General features: G+C 56.5%; 20 protein-coding genes. 3 read left to right on the forward strand and 17 right to left on the reverse strand.

The window, feature by feature from the left end; all coding sequences use genetic code 11:
- Positions 1-13: 13 nt before the first annotated feature.
- Entirely contained in the window at positions 14-832 is an 819-nt protein-coding gene (locus IF199_RS11020; RefSeq protein WP_192560935.1) for a VanW family protein, read from the forward strand.
- 437 nt (positions 833-1,269) lie between these two features.
- Here the strand turns inward: IF199_RS11020 and IF199_RS11025 are convergent, their stop codons facing one another.
- From IF199_RS11025 to IF199_RS11085, 13 genes are all read right to left on the reverse strand, one after another.
- Positions 1,270-1,740 carry a hypothetical protein gene (locus tag IF199_RS11025; RefSeq protein WP_192560376.1) on the reverse strand — a complete coding sequence of 157 codons (471 nt, stop codon included), beginning with the start codon at positions 1,738-1,740 and terminating at the stop codon, positions 1,270-1,272.
- A 99-nt stretch (positions 1,741-1,839) separates the two neighbouring features.
- Entirely contained in the window at positions 1,840-2,457 is a 618-nt protein-coding gene (locus tag IF199_RS11030; RefSeq protein ID WP_192560377.1) for a hypothetical protein, read from the reverse strand.
- Positions 2,458-2,539: 82 nt separating this feature from the next.
- Complete coding sequence (locus IF199_RS11035; protein WP_192560378.1) at positions 2,540-2,929, reverse strand: immunity 22 family protein; 390 nt, start codon at positions 2,927-2,929, stop codon at positions 2,540-2,542.
- Between the two features lie 542 nt (positions 2,930-3,471).
- Positions 3,472-3,888 carry a hypothetical protein gene (locus IF199_RS11040; RefSeq protein WP_192560379.1) on the reverse strand — a complete coding sequence of 139 codons (417 nt, stop codon included), beginning with the start codon at positions 3,886-3,888 and terminating at the stop codon, positions 3,472-3,474.
- Between the two features lie 840 nt (positions 3,889-4,728).
- Positions 4,729-5,016, reverse strand: coding sequence for a barstar family protein (locus IF199_RS11045; RefSeq protein ID WP_192560380.1), 288 nt, complete (start codon positions 5,014-5,016; stop codon positions 4,729-4,731).
- Positions 5,017-5,025: 9 nt separating this feature from the next.
- Positions 5,026-9,696: an RHS repeat-associated core domain-containing protein gene (locus tag IF199_RS11050; protein ID WP_192560381.1), complete on the reverse strand. Its 4,671-nt coding sequence runs from the start codon at positions 9,694-9,696 to the stop codon at positions 5,026-5,028.
- The gene (locus tag IF199_RS11055; RefSeq protein WP_192560382.1) at positions 9,696-10,433 is read right to left on the reverse strand and encodes a DUF4123 domain-containing protein; all 738 of its coding nucleotides are present in this window, start codon (positions 10,431-10,433) and stop codon (positions 9,696-9,698) included. Before IF199_RS11055 ends, IF199_RS11050 begins: the two co-directional genes overlap by 1 nt.
- Positions 10,434-10,457: 24 nt before the next feature.
- Positions 10,458-10,850, reverse strand: coding sequence for a hypothetical protein (locus IF199_RS11060; RefSeq protein WP_244142456.1), 393 nt, complete (start codon positions 10,848-10,850; stop codon positions 10,458-10,460).
- Positions 10,838-12,880 (reverse strand): type VI secretion system Vgr family protein, encoded by a 2,043-nt coding sequence (locus IF199_RS11065; protein WP_192560383.1) that lies wholly within the window; start codon positions 12,878-12,880, stop codon positions 10,838-10,840. Before IF199_RS11065 ends, IF199_RS11060 begins: the two co-directional genes overlap by 13 nt.
- A 126-nt stretch (positions 12,881-13,006) precedes the next feature.
- Entirely contained in the window at positions 13,007-13,522 is a 516-nt protein-coding gene (locus IF199_RS11070; RefSeq protein WP_007949952.1) for an Hcp family type VI secretion system effector, read from the reverse strand.
- Between the two features lie 320 nt (positions 13,523-13,842).
- Positions 13,843-15,222 carry a 2-oxoadipate dioxygenase/decarboxylase HglS gene (gene hglS / locus IF199_RS11075; RefSeq protein WP_192560384.1) on the reverse strand — a complete coding sequence of 460 codons (1,380 nt, stop codon included), beginning with the start codon at positions 15,220-15,222 and terminating at the stop codon, positions 13,843-13,845.
- Between the two features lie 111 nt (positions 15,223-15,333).
- Positions 15,334-16,272, reverse strand: coding sequence for an alpha/beta fold hydrolase (locus IF199_RS11080; protein WP_102619566.1), 939 nt, complete (start codon positions 16,270-16,272; stop codon positions 15,334-15,336).
- 16 nt (positions 16,273-16,288) lie between these two features.
- Positions 16,289-17,743: a flavin-containing monooxygenase gene (locus IF199_RS11085; protein ID WP_192560385.1), complete on the reverse strand. Its 1,455-nt coding sequence runs from the start codon at positions 17,741-17,743 to the stop codon at positions 16,289-16,291.
- Positions 17,744-17,914: 171 nt separating this feature from the next.
- On the opposite strand from IF199_RS11085, the gene IF199_RS11090 reads away from it, so the two are divergent.
- Both IF199_RS11090 and IF199_RS11095 read left to right on the forward strand, forming a co-directional pair.
- Positions 17,915-18,988 carry a diguanylate cyclase gene (locus IF199_RS11090; RefSeq protein ID WP_192560386.1) on the forward strand — a complete coding sequence of 358 codons (1,074 nt, stop codon included), beginning with the start codon at positions 17,915-17,917 and terminating at the stop codon, positions 18,986-18,988.
- 84 nt (positions 18,989-19,072) lie between these two features.
- Positions 19,073-20,308, forward strand: a complete 1,236-nt coding sequence (locus IF199_RS11095; RefSeq protein WP_192560387.1) for a M20/M25/M40 family metallo-hydrolase — start codon at positions 19,073-19,075, stop codon at positions 20,306-20,308.
- A gap of 88 nt (positions 20,309-20,396) precedes the next feature.
- Here the strand turns inward: IF199_RS11095 and IF199_RS11100 are convergent, their stop codons facing one another.
- The 4 genes from IF199_RS11100 to IF199_RS11115 all read right to left on the reverse strand — a co-directional run bounded on the left by IF199_RS11100 (position 20,397) and on the right by IF199_RS11115 (position 25,001).
- The gene (locus IF199_RS11100; RefSeq protein ID WP_096822909.1) at positions 20,397-21,266 is read right to left on the reverse strand and encodes an isocitrate lyase/PEP mutase family protein; all 870 of its coding nucleotides are present in this window, start codon (positions 21,264-21,266) and stop codon (positions 20,397-20,399) included.
- A gap of 160 nt (positions 21,267-21,426) precedes the next feature.
- On the reverse strand, positions 21,427-22,461 hold the full coding sequence (gene astA / locus IF199_RS11105; RefSeq protein WP_096822908.1) for an arginine N-succinyltransferase: 1,035 nt from the start codon (positions 22,459-22,461) through the stop codon (positions 21,427-21,429).
- 55 nt (positions 22,462-22,516) lie between these two features.
- Positions 22,517-23,533 carry an arginine N-succinyltransferase gene (locus tag IF199_RS11110; RefSeq protein ID WP_192560388.1) on the reverse strand — a complete coding sequence of 339 codons (1,017 nt, stop codon included), beginning with the start codon at positions 23,531-23,533 and terminating at the stop codon, positions 22,517-22,519.
- 118 nt (positions 23,534-23,651) lie between these two features.
- Positions 23,652-25,001: an APC family permease gene (locus tag IF199_RS11115; RefSeq protein ID WP_192560389.1), complete on the reverse strand. Its 1,350-nt coding sequence runs from the start codon at positions 24,999-25,001 to the stop codon at positions 23,652-23,654.
- Positions 25,002-25,052: the final 51 nt, after the last annotated feature.

A 25,052-nucleotide genomic window follows, 5' to 3' on the forward strand; every position in this document is an offset into this window, starting at 1 on the left:
CCGTTTGCCACGGATGAAACCACTTTCCCTCTACCACCCGGCCCTCTACTGGCTGCGCGTGTGGCAAAAAAGACTGTTCCGCCACATCGCCTGGCACTGTTCGAGCAAACGCTACGCACGACCTGCCGCGACGTCCGAGCGCTTGCCGTATCGCTACCTCAAACACACCTCCAAACTGATTCGCAAACTCGGCGACTCCGACCTTGCGCTGCAACACAACAAAGTCATCAACCTCAAACTCGCCGTCGCCGCCATCGACGGCGTCACCATCGCCCCTGGCGAATATTTCTCCTTCTGCCGCCTCGTGGGCCGCCCGACCCGCCAACGCGGCTACGTCGAAGGCATGGAACTGTCCTTCGGCCAGGCCCGCACCGGCATCGGCGGCGGCATCTGCCAACTCAGCAACCTCATCCACTGGATGGCCATTCACTCACCCCTGGTCGTCATCGAACGCGCCAACCACAGCTTCGACCCCTTCCCGGACGACGGCCGTGTCCTGCCGTTCGGCTCCGGCGCGGCGATCTTCTACAACTACATCGATCTGGTGCTGCACAACCCGACGGATCGGAGCTTTCAGCTGAAGCTGAAGGTGGGGGAGACGCAACTGGAAGGGGAATTGTTGTGTGATCGGGAACGGGCGTATCGGTATCACGTGTTTGAGTTGGGGCATCGGTTTGTGCGGGAGGGGGAGCGGGTGTATCGGGAGAATGAGATTTGGCGGGAGGTGAGGGAGAAGGGGCAGGTGGGGGCTTTGGTGGAGAGGGAGCGGTTGTATGGGAATCGGGTGGTGGTTAAGTATGAGGTTTTGGAGGGGATGATTGAGGGGGGATAGTGGTGATGTTGCTTTAGTCATTTGGTTTGCTTCATGTGTCAGAAGCGTTTTTCGATTCTAGCTTTCCAAGTTTTTTAATACGTTCTCTAACGCGATTTTCAGTTCTGCCCAGTTTTTGGATTTTTCACAATGAATCGGATTTTGCCAGTCTTGATTGTGGATTAGAGAGCTTACAAAGGAACCGCGAGTGCTGAATTCTGGATACCATCCGATATCGAGTATTTGGCCGCATGGGAAGATCGCTTGAAACATATCCTCCTTCAAATTGTTTATTAGGAGAGAGAGTTTGATCGCTTGATTAAGGTGCGATATATCATCGAAAGTTATTTTGGCTCCGAGTCGGGCTAGGTATTTTTTCATGATTTATTTAACACCTTGTGAAAGGAAAGTATGTAATATTGGTTTTTTGTAATCGATGTTTCTATATTAGACCTATGTTATAGGTTGGTTATATTGTCTGGTCCGCCATTTTTGACGAGCATGTTTACTCGACGATTGAAGAGCTCGAGATTTTCAGGAGTGTTGTTGGTTGCAACTGTCTCTTTGAGAAATGACATTGTTTTCGAGATTCTTCGCTTTTCGTCGTTGTTGGCATCTCGGATAAGATCGAAACCGTTTTTTGATAGGTAGGGTTGTTTGGTTCTCAAGTAGTAATAGCAGCCAATGTTTTCAAGCAGGTCATGCGCATCGGTTATCGTGAGTTCTACAGTGCTTAGATACAAGCTGAATGCGTTTTTCAGTATGTCTGTCGAGTTGCTCAGCGGTTTTAGAAAAATACTCGAGTCCTGCCAGTTTCTGATATGCAACTGAGTTCCCCAGTCAGGATCTCTCGTAAAATACTCTCCTTTGCCCCTGAAGTAATCTGGGAACTCATTTTTGTTCAGTGCGATTTCGAAGTTGCTCGTCATTGTGTGGGTCTGGTTTTTGGTGGCGGTGATTTTATCAATTAAATGATGTTGTTTTCAATTTCATATTGGCTTTGATTAGTAATGGGGAAGGGGAAGTCATTAATTGTAGGTGCGATAGCCAAGGTCAAAGTTGCTAGTGGTGTGCGTGTTGCTATGTGTGGGGTCGAATAGACCTGTGAGAGGTGGTTGAGTAGGTTTTTCTCTTGAATTTAATTCTTCTAAGGACTTTTGAAGCTCAAGGTAACTCTCTATGTATGTGTAATCTGACGAGTTAAATTCAAGTGTTATAGTATTGGGTGAAATGAATGCGAAGTTAATCAAGAGTTCCGGAGTTGAAAAAAGTCTTCCGCTGATGTCGTAAATCTTGTCTCCGGTATTTAATTTTTGACCGTAGCGCTCGTGGGTTAAATATCCGTTATCTTGGTTTAATAGTCGCAATAGTTTTTCGTAGCCTTTTATTGACTCAAAGGAAATACTGGCTTTTTTTATTATAAGGAAACCATCCTCGGTCATGTTCTCCAAAAAGGTTGAATTCTGCCTGTTGATTGAGGTGATGACGGGGTCGTCGATCAAGTTAAGTACGAAATTTGATAGCTTAAGGCGAAATTTTTCCCGAGGGTTTTCGATGGGGGGAATGTTGATATAGCTTATGATCCCGCCTGCGTTATCGGAGTCGATCGCGCCAAAACACTCTGTGATATCAATAGAAAAAATCATTTTGTTCTCTCGATAATGAACCGATCAAGTGATATGGATCCGATTTTGCTCGCCTTCGATGGTCTTGAATCCCTTTGAATCTCTACTCTTTGTATGTGAATGTGCCTCTGAAAGTGATTTCTTTGCCTCGGATTGCGCGGGCTGGTGGATTGCCTTGAAAAGTGAAGTCGTATATTGCAATAAGAGTGTCTATTGTTTGATTAGTAGGCTGAATATTTTTTGATTTTATGTCTGAGGATATATCGGAGTCGTAAGAAAAGCCTTCAATTGCAATCTCGAGAGAGTTGGTGTTGCCGACTGTGTCAGCTTCGATAAAATCATTATCTATAAAGCCAAGTGAAAATGCATTTGTAAACTCGCACCCAAGCGAGTCTCTATCTTCTGAATATGCCGGCAACATTATTTCATGGAGTGTTGACGGCTCCCAGCCAGTTTTTGCAGTCCAGATTGAGACTGTTTTTGTTATTTCCATTGTCTCTCGGTTTTTTTGAGATCTGAAGGAGTGGAGTCAACGTGATTGTCTAGCCTTTGGGGCTATAAACACGGGGCGGATTTATTTTCATCAGCGAAAAATAAATCTGTCCCCTTTGGGTCCGTCCCCTTTGGTTTATTTATTTATGGTTTGGTATTTTTTAAGGCAGTTTAGTAATATTTTCATAAAGTTGCGTTTGTTGGACGGGGGGGCAGGGAAGTATGTTGTCATGTCTGAAAAGATTCGATTGAAGCTTTCGTTCTTTTCTAGATAGAATGTAAGTGAGTCTATATACCATTGCTGCTCGCTTGCTATTCGGCTTGTGAAGTCTGGCATGATAAAAGCGTCGAAAAGCTTAGTAAGCTCTAATTCGTTGTTAATGTCTGTACTTGCTATCTGTTCTTCTGCTTCAACATTTTGATCACTATCCACGTCAAAGGCGAAAAGTAGAGACGGCAAAATATCCAGGGTTGGTTGTAGTTTCATGGATGAAAATGGGGCGGATTTATTTTCTTCAACAAAAATAAATCTGTCCTCCCTAGTTATGATATCTCACTAAAATTTATTTCGCCTTCGCTGCTAATGCAGCCTATGAAACTCAGATCGTCGGAGAAGAAATAAGTATGCTGAGGGATTTCGGCGAAAATTGCCAAGGTGGTTTCGAAATCGTTAGTGCTGGTTTTATATGCGCTCTCTGTGAGGGCGTCACCAATGAAAATTATCTCAGGAATACTTAGAACCTTTACTTGTTCTGATATTTTTCTAAAGGCTTGGTTGTATTCATTTTTTACGTAGCTCATGCTGTTGGGTAATGAGTTCCACGATATTTTGGAGCCGGAGAACGGAAATTTTTTGTTGATAACTGATACGAAGTCGTCGTGTGCTTCGCTTTTTAATTTTTCGAAATGGATACTCGATTCTGATAGTTCTTTTTCAAGTTCTTCATCGAAATAGCTCATTTTTTGAATGCCTTGAGTAATTTTAGTACAGTTTTTTCGCTTGCGTTGTGTGAAAAGTGTGTGAAAAGGGGACGGATTTATTTTATTTATTTTCTATTTTCTTCGAAAAAGGGGACCGAAAAAGGGGACAGTTCCCTTTGGTTAAAAAACATGCAGTGGCTCATTTATTGTTTCTCCAATATCGCGCTGCATGGCTGAGAAAGGGCAATGCAGGTAAAATTCCCGTCACTGATCTCAACTTCCGCCTCGGTCGAGTCTCTGGATATCCAACTGATGTCCTTTATTAATATGTCTATTGCTCTGTCTTTAATCCGTACGGAGACTTCCATCCGATCTGAGGGTCTGGACTGATCGTGTCTGTTTTTACCGACATCGGAAAAAGGTGGGGCAGATTTATTTTATTTAACGAAAAATAAATCTGTCCCCTTTTGGTTAAAAAATAAATCTGTCCCCTTTTGGTTAGGGTATCTATTTTTAAAGTTTAAATGATAAACGGCGTAGATTGCGATCCACTTTCTAAGTGAGTCATTCTGCGAAGGTGGTTCCTGCGCAATCTCTGTATATGATTTTGCCTCCAAGCCCCACCAAACTTTTCTAGGGATTGTCTTCAGGGTGCTCATTTTTGTCCTTCAAATTGGTTTGGCCAGTAGATTCTTATAACTTCCCCTTTCACAGGGTGAAGCTGCAAATGTGGATGATCACCATGTGGGTCGCTCGGGTCGTGATTCGCCATGAGCTGAAAGGAAGAGCTGAAAGGGGACAGATTTATTCTCTTCAGTAAAAAATAAATCTATCTCCTTTATTTTGTAGTTTTGATAGTGCCTTTTAGCTTTCTAGTGGTTACTCTAGATAATAGTTAAATTTTTCTTCCCATCCGAAATTCACATCCTGTTGCTTTGTGCGTTCAAAAATATTAATTATTTTGTTGTACGAGTCTCCCATGTTTTTTTGAGAGTGTTCAGAATTTTTCCATATTAAATCTACTGGGCGTTCCACGTCGGTGCTGAGTAGGTCCCATAAGGCGTTGAGGTTGTTTCCATAAAAATCTGTCACCGCAAAAGCAATGGCTATTTTTTTATGAAACTCTTGCTCTGATGAAATGGTTAAGCCATCAAGTACAATTATCATTTTTAAAACTCACTTCCAGGTTCCAATAGAGCTAACGGTGTCGTAGTGGTCGCTAGTTATATAAAGAAGTCCATCGTCTGAATAAAGTAGTCTTGTTCCTGGTTGGTTGCTACGAGACATTGTATTGTTAAGGCCTACATCAGCTTCATACCAAGTTCGACCAGGGGCTGAAGGGAGTACGTTTGTATCATTATGGAAAACATCACCACCTAGCTGACCACCAGGAACGCTATTATTTAGTGCTTTTCCCGGTTTCCAACCACTCTGCGCTGCTTGAGTCTTTGTGACATAGTTGCCTGGAAGCTGTCCCGTCGTTCGTAGGCTTTCAACTACAGGGTTCGCAGCCTCAGTCGTTTTTAGGTCTCGCTTCATTGCCGCGTATTTAGCAGCGTTATGAGCCGAGTTGTCATATGTTTCTGGTCCATCGCATTCTTTACTCGCTAATCCCAACGGATCCACCCACCCCGTAGGGTTAGGCACGTACTGGTAGTTATTCAATCCACCCGCAAGCTTGATCGGATCCGGAGTCAGAAACCGTCCAGTCCCCGGATTGTAGTAGCGATGGCGGTTGTAGTGTAGGCCTGTCTCCGCATCGAAATACTGACCCTGGAATCGCAACGGGTTGTCGATTTCACTGACGTCGAGCGCAGCGAGGTTGCCGTAGGCGCGGTACTTCGCGGACCACATGATCTCACCGCTGTAGTCGGTGAGCTCCTGCGGTGTGCCCAGATGATCGAGCTGGTAATAGAACGGTGTTGCCATGCGCGGGCCTTCGCCGTCGAGCATGGCCAGCGGGCGGAAGCTGCCGGGTTCGTAGATGTAAGTGCGATAACGATTGTCGCCGCTTTCGGCGATCAGGCGTTCGCCTTGCCACAGGAACTCGATGCTGTGGCCATCGACAGTTTTCTCGATGCGGCGACCGAAAGCATCGTACTTGTAGGACGCGGTGCTGCCACCCGGAAGGCTCGCGCCGATCAGTCGATGCTGGCAGTCGTAGCGGTATTCGGTGAGGAGTTTCTGTCCGGTGCCACGGCGTTCGCGGATCAGGTTGCCATAAGCGTCGTAATCGTAATGGCGGTCGCCCTGCATCATCAGGCGGTTGCCTTTGACATTGGCGAGGTTGGCTGTGCCTTCGTTGTTCTGGCCGAGTAGGTTACCGGCCGGGTCGTGGGCGAAACTTTCCGGTGTCGCGCCACGAACGCTGATCAAGCGATCGAGCGGGTCGTAGTGGTAGCTGCGGTTGCCCTTGCGGCTGTCGTCGATGCCTGCGAGGTTGCCGTTTGCGTCGTAGTTGTAGCGGCGCTGGAACAGGTTTTTGTCGCGTTGGCTGACGCTGTGGGCTTGCAAGCGACCCTGTTCGTCATATTGATATTGGCTGAGCAGCAAGCCTTGCTGGCGTTGCTGTTCGCGACCACCGCTGAACTGGTGAGACGTCAGGCGCGAACCGTTGAGGTCGATGCCGCTGAGCATACCACCGGGTTGGTGGCGGTAGTCGAGTTTGCTGCCATCGGGCAAGCGACAGTGCTTGAGCTGGCCGACGCTGTCGTACTCATAACGCAAGGTGCCCCAGCCCTGGTGTTCGGTGACGAGGCGATCTTGCAGGTCGTATTCGTAGGCGAGCGGCCAGTGTCCGTCGTCGACGTTGACCAAGCGGCCGAGGGCGTCGTAGCTGTAGTGGATTTCTTCGCCGTCGGGAAGTGTCTTCACCAGCAGTCTGCCAGCGGCGTCTCGTTGGTATTCAGTTACCAACTCGCTACCGTCTTCACCGAATTCGGTTTTTTTCAGCAACTGGCCGTTGAGGTCGTATTCGTATGCGGTGCGACGACCGTCGAAGCCGGTTTCCTGCTGGATCAGGCCATTCGGGAAGTAGTCGAGTTGGTAATGCTCGCCGCGTTCGTTTTCGATTTCGGTCAGCAACAGGCGCGAGTTGTCGTAGCGGTAACGCAGCTGGCTGCCGTCAGGATTGATGCGACGGCTGACAAGGTGCAGGTTATCGGCATATTCGTAACGGGTGACGCGGCCGAGTTCGTCGCGTTCGGCAGTGACATTGCCGTAGGCGTTGTAGGTGAACGCGCGCGTTGCGCCGCCCGGCAAGATAATTTGCGCGAGGCGATTGGCGGTATCCCACTGATATTGGGTGATGGCACCTGATTCCTCTTGCCGAGTAATCTGCCGGCCCAACGCATCGTAGCGGTATTTGCGTTGACCACCGTCGGGCAAGCGCTCCTCAAGCAGTTGACCGAGGTTGTTCCAACCGAGTTGGTGGCGGCTGCCATCCGGGTGACGGATCTCCAGCAGACGTCCTTGGCCGTCGTAACTGTAGAACGTCGAATTTCCGTCCGGGTCGATTTGTTGGGTGACGTCACCCTGTCTGTTGCGTTGATACTTCCAGCTGGCTTTGCCGCGATGAACCTCGCTGACGAAACCGTTGCTGTATTCGTAGGTGATGGCCTCATCTTCAGGAGGGATGACGGCGATCATCAATCCATTGTCGTCGTACCGGTATTCGGTCACGGCGCCAAGAGGATCCGTTTCCGCAACTAATTGGCCTTTGTCGTTATAGGCCTTGAGGTGCTCGGCACCATCCGGATCGATCTTGCTGATCAGTCGCGCCTGGTCGTCGTGGGTGTAAACCTCTTCGCTGCCATCGGCGTTGGTAACGGTCACGCTGCCTTTGTCATCCCAGGCGTAGCGCGCGTCCATCTGCGAGAAGTTTGCCCAGTGGTGGATGCATCGAGCCAGTTTGCCTTCGTTCTCCCACTCCCAGAAGAAGCTCGCGCCGCCGGCCAGCTGCCGTTCCAGAATCACGTGTTGATCGTTGTAGCGATAACGCTCGGCTTCCCCGGCAGCGTTCTTTGCTTCGATCAACCGGTGTTGCGCGTCATAGGTGTAGGTGACCAGCGTCTGGACTGTGTTCCAGGCATCCTCAAGATTGTCCGCAGGAAGAAACTGCTGATAGTCCACCGCCACAATGTGTTTGCGGTCGTAGCGTAAAAGCAGGGCACGACCTGCGCCGTTGTCGAGGCGTTTGATGCGCCCGTGGATGTCCCGTGTGACGTGCAGGCGATTGCCATAGCTGTCGCTGATGGCGATCAGGGTTGCGCCTTTGCTGTTGAAGCGGAAGTGGTAGAACGATGGGCGTTTGCCTGCTTGGGCTAGTACTAGCTCGGACGGGTCATCGCCGAGGAAAATGGCTGCACGCGAGAGGCTGTTGGTGATCGCCGGGCGTTGCTCGCTTGGAAGCGGGAACGGTGTGGAGCGGTTTTCGTGGTCGGTCCAGATGACTTCATCGCCCACGATTTCGATGCGGTGGGCAAGGGCGTGACTCCAGCCGTATCCCAAGCCACAGTCGATTTCCACGGCGCTGGTTCTGTACAGGCGTGTCCATTCAAACGGCAGCAAGCCGTCAAGTTGGCCATCTGTCAGTGTCAGCAGCTCTTCGCCGGTGACCATCGAAACCGGGCATCCGTTGGTGCAGGTTTCCGAGGCCGGTTCGGCACTCTTTTCCGCAGGCGACTTTGCCTGTTTGGAAGCGTCGTCACCGACTTTGCCTTTACCCAGTTTTGCGTTCTTTTTCCCGTCGAAGCGCAGCTGAGAGACGCCGTTCCTCACCTTGGCTGTCACCCCACGCGCCGCAACAGCGGTGTACTTCGCGACATACTCCATAAAGCCATTGATGATCTTGAACAGCGACTTCACGAAGCTGGTGACAGCGTTGATGACAAGCTCACCGTATTTCTTCAATCGGGCGGCGAGGTAGATAACACCTGTGCCTTCAGCCGCAATGGTCAGTACCACGCCAATCACAATGTCGATGGCGATACCGACGACAATTGCCGTGGTCATCTTCGCAACGTCGCCGGCCATCTTCATTGGCGGCAAGCCTGCCAACCAGATCACGGCACTGCGTACAAGCAAGAACAAAGCGGCCTCGTCGCTGGCGAGCAACATGGCTTTTTTCATGATGTCCGGCGAGCTTTCGGCGACTTTGATCAGGTCCTGGACGCCGGCACCGAGATCTTTTGCAAACTTTTTGGGGTCTTGCAGAATGTCGAGCACCAGACTGATGCCATCCCACACGCCTTTGATGGCTTCCCAGCCACCTTCAAGAATGCCGTTGCCGATCGCCATCGCAGTGCCTGAAGCCGACAGGTTCGACCACTGTGGTTTGAACCCGGCCCACTCCTTGCGCAGGAAACCTTCGAGGTCTGCTGTTACGCCGCTATAGGAGTTAAACAGAGCGTCGATCTGCGCAGGCGTCACTTCGTTGTGAACACGGATTTTGTAGAATTTGCCGGGGATTCCGCCGGTCCAGCTTGCTTTGCCTTGTTGATCGAGTTTGACCTTGCTGACTGCTCCACCTTCCACAGCGACGATCTCGACCTCGATATCGCCGATGGGAATGTCATAAACCGATTCGAACTTGCTCTCGATCAGCAGCGGTCCCTTCAACGGGCACTGAGCCACGTTCGAAGTGAAGTCGCCGTCGGTCATGCTCACCGATTTGCTGGTGTCACCAACCTTGATCACTCGTTCCATGCCCAGCAGGGAAGGGAGGTCAGCCGCACGGCTGGCTTTGTCGGCGACGTTGGCGTACCAGGTCTTGGTCTGTTCCTGATACAGCTTCAGACTGTCCTTGAAGGTGTTCAGTTGGTTGTCAACAAAGGCAACGCGATCCATCAGCCTTGCTCCAGAATCAGGTGGTTTATCAGTGCTTCTTTAAGGTTGTTTGGAGCATCCGGGCGACGCACGAAACGGGTGATTTTCAGTTTCAGGTTATTCTCGGGCCACGCGCTGTAGAGGTCCGGGCGCGCTTCTTCGAGCCATTGCATCAAGTTGCCGACCAGCGTCGTGTGATCCTCTTTCGCCAACTGATCCAACAGCTTCTTCGGCACCTCCCACCACGGCCAATCCCTCGCCTTCGGCACCACCCTCGGCCCGACTTCCAGGCTGCGGCCATTGATCAGATACCGCTCAAACACCGGCAGCACCTCCCCAGCGCTCTCACCCAGCCCTTCAAGAATCGGATAGATATGCCGCCCATCCCAGAAGCGGAAAAACACCTCGGTCCCGTCCGGCATCTTCACCTGGGTCAGGCTGCGCAGGTGTTCGAAGACTTCGTTGGGTTCCGAGCGGGAAACCGCCAGCCAGCCCCAGTCGAGGGCGTCGGTTTCGGTGATCCAGGGCAGGAAGGCCGAGTTGGCCTTGAGTTCGGCGACGTAAGGCATCACCGGTTGCCAGGTGGAGTAGGGCGTTCCGCCCCAGACGGGAATGGCCTGGACGGACGGTTCGCTCTGATACAAGGCCTTGAGCGCTTCGGCATCGCTGGCGGCGCTGACGATCAGGTACAGGCGTTCGTTCGCCTTGAGCGGGTGCGCGGAGAGCCAGGCCTGGGGAGTGATTTTTTCAGATGCCACAACAACCGTCCTTGATGGGTGAGTCTAAAAACTCATGTCCGCTTCAATGTTTTCTTCGTAACCCGAAAGTTTGCGCAGAACGCTTTCGCTTCCCGAGTATTTTTCTTTCAACTGCTTGAGCTGCTGATCTGTTCCCTTGCAGTACGTGTTTGCATTGCTGACGAACCGATTGATGTTGTCAGGGTCGGCCGGGTCGTACTCGGGAATATCACCGCGAAGCGAGTCACAGTTGTTTCTCTTGATTACGTAGCTGGAGACGTCGTCGGGTACAGCGCTGCGACGCTCGGCTGCGGAGGCGGTCTGCGGTTGAGTCAGCAAGACACCTGATAAACAGCATGACAAAACGCGCAGATTGACTCGGCCTCTGAGCGCTATGAGATTTGTTCGCGTATGGCGCCCGCAAGTCAGATCGCGCATGCCCCTGCCTTACACTTCTCACACTCTTCACAAAACGGCGCATTACGCTTGAGGGTATTGATCTGCGCCGGCGTCAGCACGGCACCCGCCTTATCGGCATCGGCCTGTTTCAGTACGCCCGGCATCAACGGCGCCGCACCGGTGCCGCTCCCCGGCCCACCGCCGGAGTTGATGTTGATCGCCGGCCCACTCATGGTCACGCCGCCGCCGTCGATCTTGATGAAGCTGCCACCCCCGACCAACGTCAGTTCAGCCCCAGCCTCCAGCACGACCTTCATGCCGCTGCTCAGGTGAATTTCCTGCCCGGCGTCGATGAACTGTCCGGTGCCGATCTTGATGTGCTGGTTCACGCCCACGGTCAGGTGGTCGTTGGCCCGTGCTTCGACTTTGCGGTCTGCGTAAACCGTGTGGTGTTCTTCAGCCTTGAACTCGCTGTAGCTGTTCTTTTCCACGACGTCGTGGCGTTCGTTGCCGACGCGGATTTTCTGGTCGTGTTCGATGTTTTCGTCCCAGTCGCGCTGGGCGTGGAGGAAGATCTGTTCCTGGCCTTTCTTGTCTTCGATGCGCAGTTCGTTGAAGCCACCGCCGCCCATGGAACTCAGGGTCTTGAAAGTGGTGCGCGTCTTGTTCGCCGGCAGGGCGTACGGGACGGTGTTTTCCTTGTGGTACAGGCAGCCACTGATCAGCGGCTGGTCGGGGTCACCTTCGAGGAAGGTGACCAGCACTTCCATGCCGATGCGTGGAATGGCGATGCCGCCGTACTGGGCGCCGGCCCAGGCGGAAGACACGCGCAGCCAGCAACTGGTCTTGTCGTCGGCCTGACCTTCGCGGTCCCAGTGGAACTGGACTTTGACGCGGCCGTATTCGTCGCAGTGGATTTCCTGGCCTTTAGGCCCGGTGACCACGGCGCTCTGGCTGCCGAGGATGCGCGGTTTCGGGTGGCGCAGGGGCGGGCGGTTCGGCACGTCCCACGGGGTGGCCTGGAAGCGGTTGCGGTAGCCCTGATGGAAATCGTCTTTCAGCGCGGTGGTGTCGCTGGTCACCGACTCTTCCAGCACTTGCGGCTGCTTGCCTTCGTGATGGACTTCGGTGAGCAGCCACAGGTCATTCCACTTGGCTTTCGGGTGTTCTTTCAGCGCGAGGAAATGGCCGCTGACCAGCAGCGGCTGGTCGCTCTTGCCTTCGGCGAGCTGGAAGTCGCTGCGATGGCGTTCGAGGGCGCGTTTGGCCAGGTGTTTGCCGCGCTCTCGGTCGACGAAATGGCCGGGGTAGTCGTAATCCTCGAGGTCGGGCAGGGCGTCGCCACGGTTTTCGCTTTCGAGGGTGATGCGCGGTTTTTCGAAGTCGTAATCGCGGCGGGTGGTGCGGCTTGTACGGGTTTCCAGGCGCAGGTCGAAGCGCTTGATCACCGGGTCGCTGGCGACCATGCCGGAGTCCTGCTGATAGGCCACCGGCGCCAGTTTGTGGAACACCGTCTGGTCGTCGCCGAACACCAGTTTGTGCGCCGTGGCGCTGTGCTGGAAGTGGTAGTGAATGCCTTCTTCTTCGCACAGGCGCTGGATGAAATGCAGGTCCGATTCGTCGTACTGCACGCAGTAGATGCGCTCGGGGTAGATCGAACCGGTCTGGAACTCATAGGCGTTGCCCTGGATGCCATGTTCTTCGAGGACCTTGCCGATGATTTTCGGCACGCTGAGGTTCTGGAAGATCCGCTGGTTGATCCGGTGCGCGAGGTACGCCAGTTGCGGGCGCAGGGTCACGGAGTAGCGCGTCAGGCGCTTGCCGGAATCGCCTTGCGCGGCGCGGTAGATCAGGCCGTGGATGCCGCTGCCGTCGGGCGACAGCTGCAAAAAGGCCGGCTTGTGCAGCAGGGTTTCGAGGTCCAGCGACGGCTGCTCACTGACCAGATCCACCTCGAACACAAAAGGTTGGCTGATGGCTTCCCGACCGGTGAGGGTAAACACCTGAAAGTCGTTGGAAAGACCTTCGACGGTCAGGGCAAAGTGAGTTTCATTGGCCGGCGCGAACATCCCTTGTTCCTCGTGCTGTACAGCGGCGTTCGTCGACCGCTGGACGATCAACGCACGCGAAATTCTGGAGGGCGTAAACAACATCGACCAGCAGAGCTGGCCGATGCTTGAAACGATCAGCCGTAATTAAACGACTGGAGCACGCCAGTCATCGGAACCCGAAGTACCGGATACTTCGTGGGTCCAGGTGATTTTGCGGTAGGTGAACTGCACTTCTTCCAGGTGGGTGAAGTGCGCGTTGCCTGGATCCTGGCAGTTGTGCATTTTGTTGTTGATGGCGACGATGATCGCGTCTTCCAGTTTGGTGGTGTAGTAGTGCTCTTGGGTGCCTTGCGCCGAAGTGCGGTACCACTGGATAACGATTTCGCTCATGCGCTCGCCGGAGGTCAGAGCAGCTTGCAGCAGAGGCGAAGCCTTGTCGTAGACCTTGGTGATCACGACTGGCTTGTGAACGCGCTGACCGGTTGGCTGACCGGATTGCGGGTCACGCGGGATGATCACGTCGTGGGTGAAAGCCTGAACCATAACCTGGTCTTCGTGGCCTTCCTGGTAGGTGTTGCCAACGGAGTCGGCGGTGAAGGCGCCGGCAGTGATCAGGCCTTGTTTTTCGCCGGTAACCGACATGTACGCTGGTGTTGCCATGGGATGCTCTCCTTGCGGATAAAGTTAGGGTGCCCGGGAGGCGAAATCGCCCGGTGGGTGCCTGACTGTTATCAAGGAGCGTGCCAACATTTTCGAAGCCTCGTAAAACCGGGGGGATGGCGCAGGCAGTCATTGATTTTCGTGAAAAACGGCAGCGTTTCAGGCGAAAAGTGCGCAAGAAGTTGCGCAGTACTGCGCAACTTCTTGCGCACTTGGCTGGAGGCCAGGAGCGGCGTGGCTTGCAGCGGTTTTGAGGGGTGTTTTATTACGTACAACTGCGCAACTTCTTGCGCAGTATGGCCAAACGCCGCTTCGTCGCCTTACCGAGTCAGCACGGTGAGGCATTCTTCTATCGAACGCTGCTGCGTCTCGGCATACAACCTCAATTCATCGATGGTCGAACGCCCCAAAGCTTGTTCGAACGCCTGACGATTGGAGTGCTCGCCATAGTGCGTCTGCGCCGCATCCCCCAGGTTTGACTGAAAAATCCCCGCCGCACTGACCGGCAGGAAATCTTCGTACACCAGCGGCTCGGCTTTCACGTACCCATCGCGTAACAACGCTTGCAGCGAAACATCAGCGGGACGACTCGCCTCAAGCCCTTTGTCTGTCACGAAATAACGGAAGTACGCCAACTCCTGCTCGCGCATGCCCTCGAGGCTGTCAGGGAATTCGCCGAAGTGCTGAGTCATCAGCGCGTTGTAGCGTGAGGCGTTGGCTTCGTTGGGGAAATCGCCCAATTCATCGCGTGCCGCATTCAGCAGGCGGTCGTACAGCGCCCGGCCCTTGGGGGTCAGCGCCGCACCCCGTTGTTCGATTTCGCCGAACCGGGCGCTGTGGCTGCCGCGAGTTTGCGTCTGGTCGGTGAAGGCGATCGGCTCGTCCAGCGCCTTGAAACTGGTCTGACGCAGCAGGATCGGATGCTGCCGGCGCGGTGGCCCTTCGATCACCGCTTTGGGTGTGATGCCGTGCAGCGGCATCTTTGCCTGAACGATGTCGATGTCCAGCGTACGCGGTGTCAGGTGGTTGATGTGCGGGCCCTTGAACGCGACGACATCGGCGATCAAACGATGCTGGGCGCTGAGCGTCTGGTATTGCGCGGCGGTGACGGTGGCGCTGTGGTGCCAGCGAAAAGTCTCCAGCGCTTGCAGGACAAATTCCCCGGCCTCGGATTCATTCAACCCGCCAGCGGCTTCAGCCTGCTCGATCAGACGCAACGCGGTTGGGGTGAAGATCGAACGCTGATCCAGCACCGATTGCGCGAAGACTCGCAGCTCGGGATCTTCGATCAACTCCAGTCGCAGCAACGAAGTGAACACCCGAAACGGGCTGACCTGTAGCGCATCTTCATGCACCGCGCGGAACGCCGTGGAGTGCACAGGCACTCCGGCAGGGGTCAGGTCGTAATAACCCACGGGTTGCATGCCCATCACCGCAAACAGGCGGGCGAGGGTGGCCAGTTCGGTCGCGGTGCCAACGCGGATTGCGCCATGGCGCTCCATGTCCAGCCGTTCGATTTCGCCGGTGCTGTGCAGTTGACGGGCGATCTGCGGCTCGCGCGACAGCACGTCGAGGTTGGTCTGTTCCACCAGTTCCATCAAGGCGCCATACAGCGGCACTTCTTCGCGGTACATGTCGGACATCGCTTTGGAGAAGCGTTGGCGGATCAGGTCGGGGCTGACGAAAGGCTGCACGGTCATGAAAAAAATTCCTGGCACGGTCACGTAAAGGATGGGGGAAAAGATCGCAGCCTTCGCCGACGCGGGCAAACGAAGAATCCTACGAACTTCATTCTGCCAACGACTGACCGTTTACCTGTCCTGACGCGAATTCTCCCCCAGGAACTCCCGATACAAACGTGCCGTGTTCGACGGCTGCTCGACCATCGGCATGTGACCGACGCCGTCCCACACATCGACCCGCAGATTGGCGATGCCCTTGCTCCAGACCGGCACGCTGCTGACATCGATCAACCGGTCCTTGCGGCCCCAGAGCAACAGCCCCGGGCATTTGATGTCCGGGAGTTTCGGCTCCATCGGCGGACTGGCGCGAAAATCCCGGAAGATCTCTTCCAGTTCATCCCGGCGTTGTTCGTAGCGCTGGGCGATGGCATCCAGCACCAGCCCCGGTACCCAGGGCGGCGAGGCCATGGTCATCGCATAGAAGCGTCGGAATTCTTCCCGGGAATTGATCAAAAACGGATTGTGCCCACGTGCCAGATGGCGCTCCATGTCGCTGGGCTCCGGTGCCGTGACGCCGGCCGGGTCGATCAAGGCCACCGAAGCGATGCGATCGGGGTAGGTCGCCGCCAGCCACGCGGCGATGTAACCGCCCATGGAGTTGCCGATCACATGGACTTTCTCGACCCCGCAGACGTCGAGCAACTGGATCATGCGCTTGGCCTGCACCGCGATGTCGTAGCCACCGCCCGCCTTGAAGCCGGTTTCGCCGTGGCCGGCCAGGTCCGGGATGATCACTCGATACTGGCTGACGAAATGCCGGGCGAAGCGCAGCCACAGGTTCTTTTCCGCGCTGTAGCCATGCAGCATCAGAATGCTGCTCGACGCTTCATAGGGCCCGCCTTGCCAGGTCGACACGGTCATTTCGGCAATCGGTACTTCAATCTTGTGCAACCGGTACAGCTTGGCCTCCAGGGCCGCGCTCAGGTCGTAGAGCCAGTGGCCGACCGCCGGGTAGCTCAACCAGCTCCAGGCCACGAAAACTGCGAGGGCGACAAACAGCAAGAGCATCGGACGTCTTCCTTGTTCAAGACAGAATGTGGTCGGCCGGTTTCAGCGCCCGGGTCAACCGGTGATAGCTGAAACTGAAGCCCGGGAACATTGCGATCACATGACCGCTCTTGCTTTGATACCAACTGTGGCAGCCGCCGGTTTTCCAGACCGTGCGCTCCATCTCCCGGTGAATCATCTGAGTGTAGGTACGTTCTGCTTCGGGGCGAACTTCGATGCTGCGCAGACCTTTGGCCTGCACGGTGCGGATGCAGTCGAGGATGTAGTTCATCTGCGATTCGATGATGAACAGCGCCGAGGTGTGGCCTATGCCGGTGTTCGGCCCGGTGACGATAAACAGGTTGGGAAAGTCCGGCAGGCTGGTGCCGAGGTAGGCGCGCGGGTATTGCGCCCAGACGTCGCGCAGTTGCACGGTGTTTTTTCCGCTGACCGGGTAGGAAATCACGCCATCGGTGGCGTCGTAACCGGTCGACCACACGATCAGATCAACGTCGATGTGCTGGCCGTCCGTGGTGACGATGCCGGTTTCGTCGAGGCTGGCGATGCCTTGCTCGCGGCTGTGCAGCGTGACGTTGGGGCGGGTCAGCGCCGGGTAATAAGTGCTGGAGACCAGTACCCGCTTGCAGCCGATGGTGAAGTCCGGCGTCAGTTTTCGCTGGAGTTCGGGATCCGTTACCTGGTGTTTGAGGAATTTCAGGGCCTGGTGCTGCACCATGTGAATCGCCGGTTTTGAATATTTGAAGGCGATGACCCGGGTTTCGAACTGCCAGTAGATCATCCAGCGCAACAGCTTGTAGGCCGGTTTCAGACCCAGCAGCCAGCGCTGGAAAGGCCCGAATTTGCGGTCGGGTCGGGGCAGCACCCAATGCGGCGTACGTTGAAAGACGTGCAGTTGCTCGACCTGCGGCGCAATGGTCGGAATCACCTGCGCCGCACTGGCGCCGCTGCCGACGATGGCCACGCGTTTACCGCGATAGTCGTAGCTGTGATCCCAATTGTTTGTATGAAAGGTCTTGCCCTGAAAGCGATCCTGACCGGGGAAATGTGGGACAACTGGTTGGCTCAGCGGCCCGGTGGCATTGATCAGGAACTGTGCGTAGAACGTGCCTTTGGTGCCGGTGTGTACGGCCCAGCGTTTCTCGGTTTCGTCCCATTCGATGCGCTCGACATTGGCTTGCAGTTCCACCCGGTCGCGCAATCCGAAACGCTCGATCACGTGTTCGGTGTAATGATGAAGCTCGGCCTGTTCGGCGAACATCTGCGTCCAGGGGTAGGGCGCGAACGACAGTGAATACAGGGGCGACGGCACATCGACTGCCGCGCCGGGGTAAGTGTTCTGGCACCAGGTGCCGCCGAAAAAGTCCCGCCGCTCCAGCAAGCGAAAATCGTCGATGCCGGCCTTAAGCAAATTGATGGCCGCGCACTGGCCGCCAAACCCGCTGCCGATGATCAACACTTGATAGGTCTGCATGGGCCTCCTTCTTAGAGTCTTTTTTCCATTTTCTTCCTTTCATGTATAGCCAATCATTTGCCTGCCGTGTGATGGAAATGGCGGGGTATTCGGCCGCTGGCCGGTGATGGCTATTTAACGTCTCCCTGTTAGACTCCGAGCACATCCTTTTGCGGTGTACTCGAGGCCCTTATGGGAAGAACGGGAGGAAAGGGACTTTCACTGGCCAGGAGGCTTTACACATCGCGAACCCTCGGGCTGGTCCTGGGGCTTCTATGCGTGAGCGTTGCGATGTACCCGCTCGATCCGCCGGCGTGGGTCTGGGCGCTGATGCTGTTCAACGGCCTGGTCTGGCCGCACCTCGCGTATCAATGGGCCCGACGGGCCAAGGTTCCGTACCACGCCGAACACCGCAACCTGCTGCTCGACGCCTTTCTCGGCGGCTTCTGGGTCGCCGCCATGCACTTCAATCCCTTGCCCAGTGCCACGACCATTTCAATGATGGCGATGAACAATGTCGCCATCGGTGGCCTGCGTTTTCTGCTGGCCGGGGCGGCGGCGCAGTTGCTTGGCGTCGGCGTCGGGCTGGTAGTGTTTGCCCCGGCCTTCATCCCCGCGACCTCTCCGGCGCAGCTCTATGCGTGCCTGCCGTTGTTGATGCTGTATCCGCTGGCGCTGGGCTGGATCTGCTTCCGCCAGGCCTACACCCTTGGCCTGCACAAGCGTGAATTGCTGGCGTTGAGCCGTACCGACAGCCTGACCGGTTTGCTCAATCACGGCGCTTGGAAGGATCAACTGGACATCGAATTCGAACGCAGCAAACGCCAGCAGACAGGCGCGGCAATTGCGCTGATCGACATCGACCATTTCAAGGCGATCAACGACACCTACGGCCATGTGGCCGGCGATATCGTCCTGCGTCAGTTAAGCAAGATGCTCAAGCAGAACCTGCGCATGGCCGATGTGGCGGGGCGCTACGGCGGCGACGAGTTTTGCGTGATCCTGCCGGACTTGCCGCTGTTCAACGCGGCGCAGGCCATGGAAGCCTTGCGTGAGCGTTTTTCCTTTCTGGTCTACGAACAGAACCCGGCGCTGAAAGTCAGCCTGAGCATTGGCCTGGCGGCACTCGATCCGGCTCACGGCGATGCAACGCGCTGGCTGAATGATGCCGATGAAGCGCTCTACGAAGCCAAGGCCAGCGGGCGCAACCGGGTGATCTGCTGCAACGATGACAAGCCGCGGCGTGAGGTATTCGATTCGGTTTGAACGGATTGGGTGTCGCATCCGGGATAGAGCCTTGGGGCGATGTCAGGTACGGTTCAGTACCCGACACGAAACAAGGATTGATTCATGACGTTCAACTTCCCTCGTTCCCTGCTGGCCGCCGGGCTCGGCCTGACCCTCTCTTTCGCAGCCACTGGCGCGTTCGCCGAACCGCACAAACAGGTGCTGGCCGACGCCGAACAATACAAACCCGAAGCCCTGAAATTGCTCGAACGCCTGGTCAATATCGACTCCGGTTCCGGCTATGAGCCAGGACTCAAGCAAGTCAGCGACATCGCCATCGATGAGCTGAAAAAGCTTGGCGCGACTATTGAGTTGGTGCCAAACACCCCGGAAAAAACCAATCACGTGCTCGCCACGCTCAAAGGCACCGGCAAGGCGAAAATCCTGCTGATGGCGCACATGGACACGGTGTTCAAGGAAGGTTCTGCCGCCGAGCGACCGTTCCACATCAAGGACGGCCGCGCCTACGGGCCGGGGGTGATGGACGACAAGGGCGGGATCGTCGCCGGCATTTATGCGCTGAAGATCCTGAAGAACCTCGACTTCAAGGACTACGCGCAAATCACCTTCCTGCTCGACGCCAGCGAAGAAACCGGCTCGGACGTCGCCACCGAGCTGATCAAGAAAACCGCCAAACTTCACGACGTGACCCTCAACCTCGAACCGGGGCGTCCGGCGGATGGCCTGGTGGTGTGGCGCAAGGGCAGCGCCACCGCACTGGTCGAGGTCAAGGGCAAGGCTGCTCACGCCGGCGTCGCGCCGGAACTGGGGCGCAACGCGGCGATGGAAGCGGCGCATCAGATCCTGCAACTGGGCAAGCTCGGCGACGAAGCCAAGAAAACCACCATCAACTTCACTGTGCTCAAGGCCGGCGACCGCACCAACGTCATTCCGGATCAGGCCACGGCCAAGGCTGATGTGCGGGCGGCGGTGCCGGAGGAATTCGACCGGATCGAGAAGGATCTGGCACGGGTGTCGCAGGACAAGTTGATTCCTGACACTGAGGTGAAAACTTCATTGCAACGCGGCTTGCCACCGATGCCGCAGACGCCGGAGTCGGATCGTTTGATGGCGATGGCCCAAGGGATTTATGGCGAAATCGGCCGCAAGTTGACCGAAGAAGGCAGTGGCGGGGCGGCGGATGCGAGTCTGTCAGCCGGGGTGGGCACGCCGACGCTGGACGGGTTCGGGATTGTCGGCGGCAACATTCACACGCCGGAGGAATATGCGGAGGTGGAAAGCGTGGCGCCGCGGATTTATCTGTTGTCGCGGATGATTATGGAGTTGGCGAAGCAGTAACGGCAGCTAGCGGTTTCGCGGCGGGCGCCATGCGAGTGGACTCGTAATGGCGTCGGGCCGCTCTGCCTCTTTGTAGCGAGGTGCTGGGTTACTCTTTGACGCTCATGTATTCCTTGGCCCAGAGGATGTATTCCTCAGGCTGGGTGTAGGTGTGGGTCAGTTCGGTGGCGCTCAGGTCCGAGGCCTGGGTGAAGATCTGGCGCTGTTCGCGCAGGCTGTCGTAAGTGGCCTTGATCGCCGCGAAGTAAGCGCCGTGGCCGTCGATGGTCACGCGCACACCCAGTTCGGCCAGGCGTTTGTCGTCGCGCAGCGCCGGGTTGCCGTAGGTGACCAGCATCAACGGGACGGTCAGGTGTTCGGCGATTTGCTCGAGCTGATCGAAGTCCTGGATGCCGACCATGCAGATACCGTCGGCGCCAGCGGCCTGGTATTGGCGGGTGCGGCTGATGATTTCCTGATTCGGCAGGATGCCGGCGTTGGTCCGGGCGATGATCGCCATTTCCGAGTCGACTCGGGCTTCCAGTGCCGCGCGGATCTTGCCGACGCCTTCGGCGACCGAGATCAGGTCGGTGGATTTACGGCCGAATTGTGCCGGCAGCAGGGTGTCTTCGATGGTCAGCGCGGCGACGCCGGCGCGTTCCAGTTCGACGATGGTGCGCATCACGTTCAGGGCATTGCCGTAGCCGTGGTCGGCGTCGGCGATCACCGGCAATTGGGCGACGCGGCCGATTCGGGTGGCCTGTTCAGCGAATTCGCTGAGGGTGATCAAGGCAAAGTCCGGGGCGCCCAGTACCTGCAACGAGGCGACCGAGCCGCCGAGAATCCCTACTTCAAAACCCAGGTCAGCGGCGATGCGGGCGGACATCGGATCGAACACCGAGGCGGTGTGATAGCAGGTGTCGGAAGCCAGCAGCTGACGGAAGTTACGGCGCAAATCTTGATGAGAAAGCCTGGTCATACGAGTTCCACCAATACAAAGGAATGGAAAGGCTTGAGCAAAGGTGTCAACGCCGAAGGTGAAAAGGCTATCACGCCAATGGGTCAAGGATCATGACGAATTAACGAGGAAGTTAACCAGGAAAAACCTGTTCAGGCTTTCTTGCTGCAGGCAGAGGCGCTCAGGCCGCCACCGCCTGCTGCTGTTGATTGGGCAGCGGCACTGCCCGCACCGAGTTGCCCGGCTGCAATTGCAGGCGTTTGGCGGTGAGACGGTCGATTACCAGAGTGCTGCCGACCCGGCGTCCCGGAGCGACGGTGATGCGGCAGTTTTCCAGACGCCGGTTGTGGATCAGCCACAGCGGCGCCTGATCGTCCGGCGCGCCAATGCTCAGGGTCAGTTCCAGGCTGTCGCGTACCGTGCGGATGCTGCGGATCGGCGCCTCGATGACCGGGCCGCCGTCGAAGATGTCGATGTAGCCTTTGTGGGCGAAACCCTCGGACTGGAGAATTTTCAGTGCCGGCTCGGTGTTGGGGTGGGCCTGGCCGATCACGGCCTGTGCCTGTTCGGTGAGCAGGCAGGTGTACAGCGGCTGGCGCGGCATCAGTTCAGCGATGAAGGCCTTGTTGCCCAGCCCGGACAGGTGGTCGGCATGGCTGAAGTCCATCTGAAAGAAGTGCCGGCCGAGGCTGTCCCAGAACGGCGAACAGCCTTGCTCGTCGGCACTGCCGCGCAGTTCGGCGATCATCTTCTCGCCAAACAGGTGCGGGAATTCGGCGACAAACAGCAAACGCCCCAATGACAGCAGGCGTCCATTGCTGCCGTGGCGCTGATCGTGGCGCAGGAACAGCGAGCACAGTTCCGATTGGCCGGTCAGTTCATTGTTGAGGAACAGCGTCGGGATCTGCCGCTGAATGCCCAGGTCCGGCGCCGAGCTGACGGTCAACCCGACCCGATAGTTGTACCAGGGCTCACGCAGGCCGACAGCCCCGGCCAGGGCGCTGACCCCGACCACCCGCTGCTCGTCATCCTCGAGCACAAACAGATAGTCGGCATCGGCCCGCTCGACCTGCTCGGCGAAGGCGCGTTGCGCCCAGCGTACCCGGTGGGCCAGGCGATCTTCGTTGGCGGGCAGGGTGGTGAACCCCGGCCCGGCCTGTTGCACCAGCGTCATCAACGCTGGCAGGTCGCTGACTTGGACCGGACGGACAATCATGCTGCAACTCCTTTTGCGCGCCTGCTCGGGCACTGTCGTTGGGTGAGGGCGCGGTTCACAGGGCAATCACCCGGATCTTGCTGCCAGCGCTGACATTCAGTGCTGCACAAATCGCCGGCGTAAGCGCCAAGGGCTGACCGGGCTGGTAATCCAACTCGGCGACCACCGCCCGAAAGCCATGCAGTGCATCGTTACTCACCAGATAACGACCGCGGGCATCGATCAGTGGTTCCGTTTGAACCGTGGCGGTCTGGCTCTGGGCGATCGAACGGATGTTGGCGGTGCGTGCATACAAGGTCGGGCCGGCATCGAACAGGTCGATGTAGCTGTTGGTTTCAAAACCCTCGCGCTCCAGGATGTCGAAGGCCTCCTGACCGTCCGGGTGGATGCGACCGATGCACTCTTGCGCCGCCAGCGGCAGCATCGGCACGTAGATCGGGTATTGCGGCATCAGTTCGGCGAGAAACGTACGGCTCTGCAAGCCGCACAGGCGTTCGGCCTCGACGTAGGGCAGGTCGAAGAAATGTTTGCCCAGCGCATCCCAGAACGGTGAGTTGCCTTGCTCGTCGCTGTAGCCGACGATTTCGGTGATCACCGCTTCGGCAAAACGCGTCCCGTGGGCGGCGATGAACAGCAGTCGTGCCCGCGAAAGCAATTCGGAAAACGGCGTGCGCACCAGCGCCGCGTCGATGTGAAAACCGCGCAGCAGCGTGTGGCCGCTGAGGTCGTGGCACAGCGACAGCGCCGGAACGCCATGTTCGATGTTCAGTTCCCGCGAAGCGCTGGTGAAGTGGCGGTTGCGCAGGCTGTAGAACGGTTCGTTGTGGCCGGCCGTGGCGAGAATCTCCGAGCAACCGACCAGGCGACGGCTTTCCAGATCTTCCAGCACGAAGAAGTAATTCTCCGGGCCCTGAGCCGCAGCGTCGCTGTCGAACGAGGCGCAGGACGCGGCGATTTTTTCGCTCAGGCGCTGGCTGTCGTCCGGCAGGGACGTGACGCCCACCAGGCTATCGCGAGCCAGTTGTTGCAATTGAGGCAGGTCGTTTGGCTCGACTGGGCGTAAGACCAGCATGGATGCACTCCTGTATCAAAAGGTTCGGCCCATTCGCCGAACCTGACTATCACTGTCGGTTTCCACGCGTTAAAGCGGCGGACGCCTGATTTGTTGTCAGACGCCGCTCTTTTTCTTGTCAGCCATTGCTCGGGTCAGGCAGCGCGGTACTGGCGCCGAGCTTGTTCAGGAAGAACAGGTACACCAGACCCAGGGCGATCCAGATCAGGCCGAGTTTCTGTGCATCGACGCCCATGTTGTACATGATGGCCGCGACGATGATGAAGCCGATCACCGGGCAGATCAGGTGACGGATCACTTGGCCGGACTTCTGCCGGCGCCAGTAGTAATTGATCACGGTCAGGTGCAGCAGCATGAAGCCGCTCAAGGCGCCGAAGTTGACCAGCGAGGTCAGGGTGTCCACCGAGTTGATGAACAGGTAGCAGATCACCAGCGACAGCACGGCCACCAGATAGATGCTCAGGTACGGCGTGTTGTGTTTCGGGTGCACCTTGGCCAGCACTTTCGGCAGCTTGCCGTCGCGGGCCATGCCGAACAGCAGGCGCGAGACCGCCGCTTGCGAAGTGATCGCCACCGCCACGCCCCAGGCCAGGGCCGTGGCCACGCCGGTCAGGGTGGCGAGCCAGCTGCCGGCGGCAATTTCGGCGATTTCATAGAACGCGGTGTCGGCAGACTTGAAGCCCATGCCGGCGGCCAGGTCGGTGGCGATCCAGGTCTGTACGACGAAAATCGCGCCCATCACCACCAGGGTGATCAACGCTGCTTTTCCGACGCTGCGGCCCGGATCGCCCTTGATCTCTTCGGCGAGCGTGGAGATCGCATCGAAACCGAGGAATGACAGCACCGCAATCGACACCGCTTGCATCAGCAGGGCGAAGTTGAAGGTTTCCGGGTGATACAGCGGCGCCAGGGTCAACTGGCCGTTGCCGCCACCGTTGTGCAGGGCGTTCCAGGCGTAGAACAGGAAAATCCCCAGCACAACCAGTTGTGCCAGCAGGAACACGATGTTCATGCGGGCGGTGAAAGTGATGCCGCGCAGGTTGACGAACGTGGCGCTGACCAGGAACGCCAGGATGAAGCCGACCTTCGGAATGTCCGGGTACAAATGGTTGAGCGCCATCACCGCGTAGACGTAGAGCAGCGGCGGAATCAGCAGATAGTCGAGCAGCATCAGCCAGCCGGCGATGAAACCGACGTGTTGATTCAGACCTCGTTGTGCGTAGGAATACACCGAGCCGGCAATCGGAAAGGCCCGGGCCATGCTGCCGTAGCTCAGCGCGGTGAAGACCATCGCCACCATGCCGATGATGTATGCCAAAGGCACCATCCCCGGTGCCTCCGCGTTGACGTAGCCATACACGCCAAACGGGGCGATGGGGATCATGAAGATCATCCCGTACACCACCAGGTCGGTCAGTGTCAGGCTACGTTTCAACTCCTGTTTGTAGCCGAACTCTTCTATTTCCATGAAGCGCAACTCCTTGTCAGCCAATCGGTCGTTTTAGTTGTTATATCGGTC

The organism is Pseudomonas allokribbensis, assembly GCF_014863605.1.
GTDB lineage: Bacteria > Pseudomonadota > Gammaproteobacteria > Pseudomonadales > Pseudomonadaceae > Aquipseudomonas > Aquipseudomonas allokribbensis.

What these genes read in the sequence shown, in the direction of transcription:
- astA (WP_096822908.1), bottom strand. Translation starts at nt 22,461, where the DNA reads ATGATTGTCCGTCCGGTCCAAGTCAGCGACCTGCCAGCGTTGATGACG.
- IF199_RS11110 (WP_192560388.1), bottom strand. Translation starts at nt 23,533, where the DNA reads ATGCTGGTCTTACGCCCAGTCGAGCCAAACGACCTGCCTCAATTGCAA.
- IF199_RS11040 (WP_192560379.1), bottom strand. Translation starts at nt 3,888, where the DNA reads ATGAGCTATTTCGATGAAGAACTTGAAAAAGAACTATCAGAATCGAGT.
- hglS (WP_192560384.1), bottom strand. Translation starts at nt 15,222, where the DNA reads ATGACCGTGCAGCCTTTCGTCAGCCCCGACCTGATCCGCCAACGCTTC.
- IF199_RS11115 (WP_192560389.1), bottom strand. Translation starts at nt 25,001, where the DNA reads ATGGAAATAGAAGAGTTCGGCTACAAACAGGAGTTGAAACGTAGCCTG.
- IF199_RS11025 (WP_192560376.1), bottom strand. Translation starts at nt 1,740, where the DNA reads ATGACGAGCAACTTCGAAATCGCACTGAACAAAAATGAGTTCCCAGAT.
- IF199_RS11050 (WP_192560381.1), bottom strand. Translation starts at nt 9,696, where the DNA reads ATGGATCGCGTTGCCTTTGTTGACAACCAACTGAACACCTTCAAGGAC.
- IF199_RS11095 (WP_192560387.1), top strand. Translation starts at nt 19,073, where the DNA reads ATGACGTTCAACTTCCCTCGTTCCCTGCTGGCCGCCGGGCTCGGCCTG.
- IF199_RS11035 (WP_192560378.1), bottom strand. Translation starts at nt 2,929, where the DNA reads ATGGAAATAACAAAAACAGTCTCAATCTGGACTGCAAAAACTGGCTGG.
- IF199_RS11045 (WP_192560380.1), bottom strand. Translation starts at nt 5,016, where the DNA reads ATGATAATTGTACTTGATGGCTTAACCATTTCATCAGAGCAAGAGTTT.
- IF199_RS11100 (WP_096822909.1), bottom strand. Translation starts at nt 21,266, where the DNA reads ATGACCAGGCTTTCTCATCAAGATTTGCGCCGTAACTTCCGTCAGCTG.
- IF199_RS11060 (WP_244142456.1), bottom strand. Translation starts at nt 10,850, where the DNA reads ATGCGCGATCTGACTTGCGGGCGCCATACGCGAACAAATCTCATAGCG.
- IF199_RS11090 (WP_192560386.1), top strand. Translation starts at nt 17,915, where the DNA reads ATGGGAAGAACGGGAGGAAAGGGACTTTCACTGGCCAGGAGGCTTTAC.
- IF199_RS11070 (WP_007949952.1), bottom strand. Translation starts at nt 13,522, where the DNA reads ATGGCAACACCAGCGTACATGTCGGTTACCGGCGAAAAACAAGGCCTG.
- IF199_RS11080 (WP_102619566.1), bottom strand. Translation starts at nt 16,272, where the DNA reads ATGCTCTTGCTGTTTGTCGCCCTCGCAGTTTTCGTGGCCTGGAGCTGG.
- IF199_RS11065 (WP_192560383.1), bottom strand. Translation starts at nt 12,880, where the DNA reads ATGTTCGCGCCGGCCAATGAAACTCACTTTGCCCTGACCGTCGAAGGT.
- IF199_RS11020 (WP_192560935.1), top strand. Translation starts at nt 14, where the DNA reads ATGAAACCACTTTCCCTCTACCACCCGGCCCTCTACTGGCTGCGCGTG.
- IF199_RS11085 (WP_192560385.1), bottom strand. Translation starts at nt 17,743, where the DNA reads ATGCAGACCTATCAAGTGTTGATCATCGGCAGCGGGTTTGGCGGCCAG.
- IF199_RS11030 (WP_192560377.1), bottom strand. Translation starts at nt 2,457, where the DNA reads ATGATTTTTTCTATTGATATCACAGAGTGTTTTGGCGCGATCGACTCC.